This window comes from Aquabacterium sp. A08 (assembly GCF_011742065.1).
In genome coordinates this window covers 1-6,439 of the sequence record NZ_JAAQQT010000674.1, presented here as the reverse complement: position 1 = coordinate 6,439, position 6,439 = coordinate 1, and the positions used below count along the sequence as shown (strand labels likewise).

4 protein-coding genes are annotated in these 6,439 nt (G+C 63.2%); 2 read left to right on the top strand and 2 right to left on the bottom strand.

Features of this window, described 5'->3' with window-relative positions; all coding sequences use genetic code 11:
• Positions 1–2,200: Ig-like domain-containing protein (locus tag HA630_RS16860; protein WP_208300131.1), on the top strand; the 2,200-nt coding region annotated here is incomplete at its 5' end.
• 59 nt (positions 2,201–2,259) lie between these two features.
• Here HA630_RS16860 and HA630_RS16855 read toward each other — a convergent pair.
• Together HA630_RS16855 and HA630_RS16850 are read right to left on the bottom strand one after the other, a co-directional pair.
• On the bottom strand, positions 2,260–4,173 hold the full coding sequence (locus HA630_RS16855) for an EAL domain-containing protein (RefSeq protein ID WP_166836154.1): 1,914 nt from the start codon (positions 4,171–4,173) through the stop codon (positions 2,260–2,262).
• A 36-nt stretch (positions 4,174–4,209) separates the two neighbouring features.
• Complete coding sequence (locus HA630_RS16850) at positions 4,210–4,812, bottom strand: transglutaminase-like cysteine peptidase (RefSeq protein ID WP_371809272.1); 603 nt, start codon at positions 4,810–4,812, stop codon at positions 4,210–4,212.
• Between the two features lie 254 nt (positions 4,813–5,066).
• Here HA630_RS16850 and HA630_RS16845 point away from each other — a divergent pair.
• On the top strand, positions 5,067–6,439 hold a 1,373-nt coding region (locus tag HA630_RS16845), incomplete at its 3' end, for a TolC family outer membrane protein (RefSeq protein ID WP_166836144.1).

Sequence of the window (6,439 nt, the reverse complement as noted above, 5' to 3'; positions counted from 1 at the left end):
CACGACCAGTGGTGCGGCTGGTGCAGACACCCAGGGTGCGGATGGTGCGAGCGTGACCAACATTGCCAGCGTCAACGTGGCGGCCAATGCTCCGACGGGCACGGTCACGCTGGTCATCAACGGCCAGTATGGTGTGCTGACGATCGGAGCCAACGGCGATTACAGCTACACCCGTAACACGGGCACGCCGGGCGGTGTGACCGATACCTTCACTTACACGCTGCGCGACGGCGATGGGGACGAGCGCACGGCCAATCTGGCGATCAGTATCGGCGACAGCACACCTACGACCACGATTCCTGCGGCAGGGGGCGCGACGACGACGGTGTACGAGGCGGGTCTGCCGGCCCGTGGCAACGAACCCGAGGGTTCGGGTGAGGCGGCGGCGGCGGGTGCCAATGGCGATCCGCGCGAGGCGGTCAGCGGCACCATTGGCTTTACCTCGCCCGATGGTTTGAGCGCGGTGAGCCTGGGAGGCAACACGCTGACGACGACGGCGCAGAACTTTGCGGGTGGGCTGACGGCGTACTACAGCTACAACGCGGCCACGGGTGTGGGCACGATTTACTACACCTACACGCTGGCGGACAACACCACGGGTGACAACACCAATGTGAGTTTCGCGGTGGTGGTGACGGACGCGGATGGTGATTCTGCGCCGGCCGGCAACCTGGTCATCAACATCGTTGATGACGAGCCGAAGATTTTCTCCATGGATAACCTTGTGATCAAAAACGCCGACAATGAGGTCAAGACAGGCAATTGGTCATATGTGGCTGGTGCAGACGATCTCGCCTCTGTCGGGTTGAAGCTCAACGCCTCTAGCCTCGCCGGTGTGACGACCAACTACGACGAAGAAACGCGTACTCTGACGGGTAAATATGCGGATGGGACCGAGTACTTCCAGCTTACTTTGAATCTGAATGGTACATACACCTTCACCGTACTCTCTGCCAGCTTGGAAGACGAAAAAACCGATTCGGTCACATTCAACAAGTCTCAGGGCGGTAATCCAAGTGCTTTGTATTTGGAGCAGTTGTTGACGGCTGGTACCGTGATCACGACAGATATCCGGTTCACATCTTGGTACGAGGTCAATGGGCAGGCAGTGGCAGGGACCGTCAGCTCCAGTAACAATGGCTTGGGGGCGAAGACCAGCAATGGTACAGCAGACTTGCCAATTTCCAAGGGTGAGTTCATTCGCCTTGAGTTCCTCAAGCCCGACGGCACTTTCGATGGAAATGTCAGCAACGGTGCGAACCGTCCGCAAAGTTCAGTCGACTCGGTGACCATCGGTTTTGTATCCAACAACGGAAGTGCTATCAGTCCCACCGATGTCACCATTCGTTGGACGCTGGTGGATAGTCAGGGCAACACAATCACGCAAACCTTCGACCGAGATGTCGTTGCCGGAAGACTTAAGTTGGAGGCGCCGACTGGATACCAAATTGCAGTCGTTGACGTCTGGAACGTGGAGGCCAGCATGGAGTTCTTGATCCGCAGCGTGTCGGTGACCACCATTCTCGAAGTCATTCAGCCTGATGACGTGCAGCTGGCTTTTGAGGCAGTCATCGTGGACGGGGATGGTGACGAGTCTTCTTACCAATTCAATGTGGGCATTGACGCGCAAGGCTCCGTGACCACTGGTAGTTCAGCCAACAATGTGATCCTTGGCACGGACAGCGGTGAGACCATCAATCTGGCCAACGTCGGTTCGATGGTTGAAGCCGGTGCCGGCAACGATACCGTAAATGGTGGTTCTGGCAATGACATCATCATGGGCGGCGACGGGGATGATGTGTTGTGGGGCAATGGTGGAAATGACCTGTTGGTGGGTGGTTCTGGTAACGACACCTTGACTGGCGGGACGGGTGCCGATGTCTTCAAGTGGAGCTTGGCCGATGTCGGTTCCAGCGGAACGCCCGCTGTCGACACCATCACCGATTTCAACAAGAGCGGTGCCAGCTTCACTTTGGCCGAAGGCGACAAGCTTGATATCGCAGACTTGTTGGTCGATGCAAGCGCGAGCCTGGTGGTGGGCACAGAGAGTGGCAACACCACACTGAGTATCTATACCAGCGATACCTCTGGTGTGGTGCAGAAGATCGTGTTCACGGGCGTCACCGAAGCGCAGTTGTTGAGCTACATCGACACCGATGCCACGCTCAAGAGCAAGCTCCCGACACCGCCCGCCGATTGATGAAGGTGATTCGATTCGGTGAGCATTAAAGAGGGGGCCGATGGGCCCCCTCTTTTATTTCACCGCACCCCCGGCCCCGTCGCCCCATCAAACCCCAACTGCGCCAGCAGCGGCAGGTCGGTCGGATTTTCCACGCCCAACGCAATCACGGTGATGCCCAGCGCGTGCGCCATGTTGCACAGGCCTTTCAGGAATTCCTGGTTGCCGGCGTTGGTGCTGATGCCGCGCACATAGCTCGGGTGCACCTTGATGTAGTCCAGTCCCAGGCCGGCCAGTTGGGCGGTTTCGGCAAAGCGCTGACCAAAGTACTCGATGCCCACCCGGCAGCCCAGCGCCTTGAGGCTGCGCGCCAGGTCGCGGAAGGCGTCGAACTGTTTGAACACGCCGTATTCGGGCACCTCGAACAGCAGGCGGCGGCACAGGTCTGGGTAGCCCTGCAGCAGTTGCACCAGCCGGTTGCGGAAGCCAAAGTCCGAAATCGTTTCGGCCGACAGGTTCACCGCCACGTCGCCGGCCACCTGGCGCAGGTGGTCGATGGCCAGCTTCACCACACCCAGGTCGATGGGGGCGGTCAGGTTCAGGTTGGCGGCCATGGGCATGAAGTCGCCGGCCGACAGCAACTGCCCGGCCGTGTCCATCTGCAGCCGGATCACCCCCTCCTGGTGCAGCGGCAGGGCGCGGTCGCCGCGCACCACCGGGAAGAAGGCCAGGCTCAGCTGGCCGCCCTGCACGGCTTCGGTCAGCAGGGTGCGCCACTGTTCGGCGGGCATGGAAAGCTTGTTGCCGCCGTCCTCCACCGCGTGCCAGCTGTTGGGTCCTTTGCCTTGGGCCTGGGCCAGCGCCTGGTCGGCACGGGTCAGCAGGTCGCCCACGCCCTGGTTGCGCACATAGGGCACCGCCGCCAGGTGGAACAGGTCGGGGAATTCCGCTTCCCAGTGGGGCAGCCAGTCGCGCAGCAGGCGGCCGTGAATGTCTTGCGCGGCCGCGGTGGGCGAGTCGAAGGTGGGGCACATCACCGCAAATTCGCCGCCTTTCACCCGACCGGCGCGCTGGCCCGGGTGGTCGTTGCCGCTGTCGAACAGCACCTGCCCCAGCTGCTTGAGCAGTTGGTCGGCGCGCTGGTGGCCCAGCTTGGCGTTCAGCTCGTTCAGGTAGGCCAGCCGCACCAGCACCAGGCTGCCGGTGGAGCCGAACTGCTCGCCGGTCAGGATCTCGCGCAGGTGCGACAGGAAATACTCCCGGTTGGCGATGCCGGTCACCGGGTCGCGGTTGACGCGGTTGCGCAGGGCCTCCAGCCGGGCCGATTCCTCGGCGAACATCGCCTTCAGGCGGCCCACCATGTCGTTCATGGCGCGGCTCACGGCACGCAGCTCGGGCGTGGTGGGTTCGCTCACCGTCAGGAAGCGGCGCTCGGCAATCGCCTGCGCCTGGCCCACCACCTCGCCCAGCGGCCGGGTGATGACGCGCACCGCAAATGTGCCCGCCACCCCGGTGAACAGGCTGCCCGCCACAAACCACAGCAGCAGTTCCAGCGTGCCGTCCCACAGGCTCTTGTAGGCGTACTGTTCGTGGCTGGCCAGGCTGATGGTGCCGAACTGCTTCCAGCCGTCCTGGATCAGCGCCTGCCCCGGCTGGACCCGGATCGGGATCAGATCGGCAAACCACTGCGGCGCGCCCTCCAGCCGGCCTTCATACACCTTTTCGGTCAGCACCTCGCCGGTGGGTGAGGTGACGCGGATGAAGCGGTAGTGCCCCACGTCAAACTGGGCCGCCACCTGCAGTTCCACCGTCACCGGGTCCTTGTCTAGCTGCGTCAGCGACAGCGCCAGTGACGTGGCGTTGTCAAGGTTCTTCACCTGCAGCTGTTGCTCCAGGTAATGCCGCGCCGACAACACGCTGACCACCAGGCTGCCGCCGAAGGCCAGCGTCATCACCAGCGCGATGGCGATCCACAATTGTTTGATGAGTGACATGCGATGACCCCTTGGGTGGTGTGGCGGGCGTGTGCTTCACAGGCCCTCTTGTTTCATGCGCTCCAGCACCTCGCGCCAGCGCGACAGCCGGGCCGTCGGGTCGGCCGCCGAAGCGGCCTGCCCCGCGACCCACAGGCCCTGGTGGTTGAAGCTGAACACGGGCGACAGGTCGGTGCGGCGCGACGCCGGCCGCACGCTGGTGATGAGGTTGTCCAGAATCACCGGCTCGCCGGTCGGGTCCTCGTAATAGCCCAGCACCATGTGCGCTTCGGTTTTGGCGCCGGCGGTGCGGGCGCGCACGTAAATCATGCGCAGCTTCTCGTTGGGCACCCCCAGCAGCAGCAACGTCATGTATTTGCCGATGGCGTAATCTTCGCAATCGCCGGTGGCGCGGCCCATCAATTCCAGTGGCGTGGCCCAATAGTCGTTTTGCTGCCACACCACAGGGTCCAGTTCGTAAAAAATGCGCCGGTTGAAAAAGGTGTTCACCGCGTTCAACTGCTGCTCCACCGCTTGTTCGCGCACCTCTTCCAGCAGGCGGCGCCAGGCCACCACGGTTTGCTCGGCCTGGGCGCCATAGCGCTCACGGGCCAGGGACTGCATGCGGTCCAGGTTGGGGGCGGCCAAGGTGGCGCCCACCAGCCACACAACCAACCCCCAGCCCAGCCACCAAAGGCGCGGGCACAGGCGAAGAAGGTGGGTGAAAGGGCTCACTGTCGCGTGTTTCTACCGCTGCGCTTGACGGAACGCAAGTTTCCACAGCAAAAAACTTGACGAATGTTAAAGTGCGGCCAGACAATGTCTACCCGATCTGATTCACATGATATCGGGTTGTTTCAGTAAGTCTTGTGCGCTTGGAAGCCAAACGCACCCAACCCCCTAAGGGAATTGTCATGAAAACCCAAACCGCTCTCTCCGCGGTCGCCGCGGCGGTGCTGCTGTGCACTGCCCAAACCGCTCTGGCCCAGGCGCTGCCGCCACCGATGATCGAGGCCATCCGCCAGGCCGTCACCACCAACCCCGAGGTGCAGGCCCGCTGGCACAACTTCACCGCCGCCGACGCTGAAAAAGACGTGGCCAAGGCAGGCTGGAAGCCCTCGGTGGACCTGACCCACGGCTTTGGCGTGGAGCGCAACAAGGGCCCCGGCGTGCTGCCCGCCGGCGACTCCGGCACCTACAACCGCCACGGAGGCGCCCTGACCCTGACGCAGACCCTATTCGACGGCTTCTTCACCAAGAACGAGGTGCAGCGCCTGAGCTACGCCAAGCTGACCCGTTACTACGAGCTGCTGGAAGCTGCCGAAACCATCGCCCTGGAAGCGGCCCGCGCCTACGCCGACGTGGCCCGTTACTCTGCCCTGGTGGACGAGGCCAAACAGAACTTCGTCGAGCACAAGGTCACCGCCAACCAGATCGAAGAGCGTTCCTCGGCCGGCGTCAGCCGCCGCGTGGACACCGACCAGGCCACCGGCCGCCTGGCCCTGGCCGAGTCCAACCTGCTCACCGAAATCTCCAACCTGCACGACGTCAGCGCCCGTTACCAGCGCATCATGGGCGTGCTGCCGCCGGCCACCTTGCCGCCGCTGGCCGAAGGCGTCAAGCTGCAGGGCCTGCCCACCAGCGTGACCCAGGCCATGAACGAAGGCCTGGCCAACAGCCCGACCATCAACGCCGCCTACGAAAACGTGCGCTCCACCCGCTCGCAGATCGAGTCGCGCAAGGCCGGTTACTGGCCGCGCGTGGACTTCCGCATCCGCCAGACCTGGGGCCACGACATCGACAACGTCAAGGGCAACACCCGCGATACCGTGGCCGAGGTCCTGCTGAACTACAACCTGTACCGCGGCGGCGCCGACAAGGCCCGCGAATCGCAGGCGGTGGAGTTCAACAAGCAGGCCCGTGACCTGCAGGAAAAAGCCTGCCGCGACGTGCGCCAGACCTTGGCCATTGCCTACAACGACGTGGTGCGCCTGAACGAGCAGATGGGCTACCTGAACCAGCACCGCCTGTCCACCGAGGTGGCGCGCGAGGCCTACCGTCAGCAGTTCGACATTGGCCAGCGCACCCTGCTGGACGTGCTGGACACCCAGAACGAGTACTTCGAGGCCAGCCGCGCCTACATCAACGCCCAGTACAACGAGTTCACCGCCCAGGCCCGCACCCTGGCCAGCATGGGCCGGCTGGTGTCGTCGCTGGGCGTGGCCCGTGCCGACCAGCCCAGCCTGGAAGACGTGGGCCAAGACCGCGGCCTGCTGCCGCCCGAGGA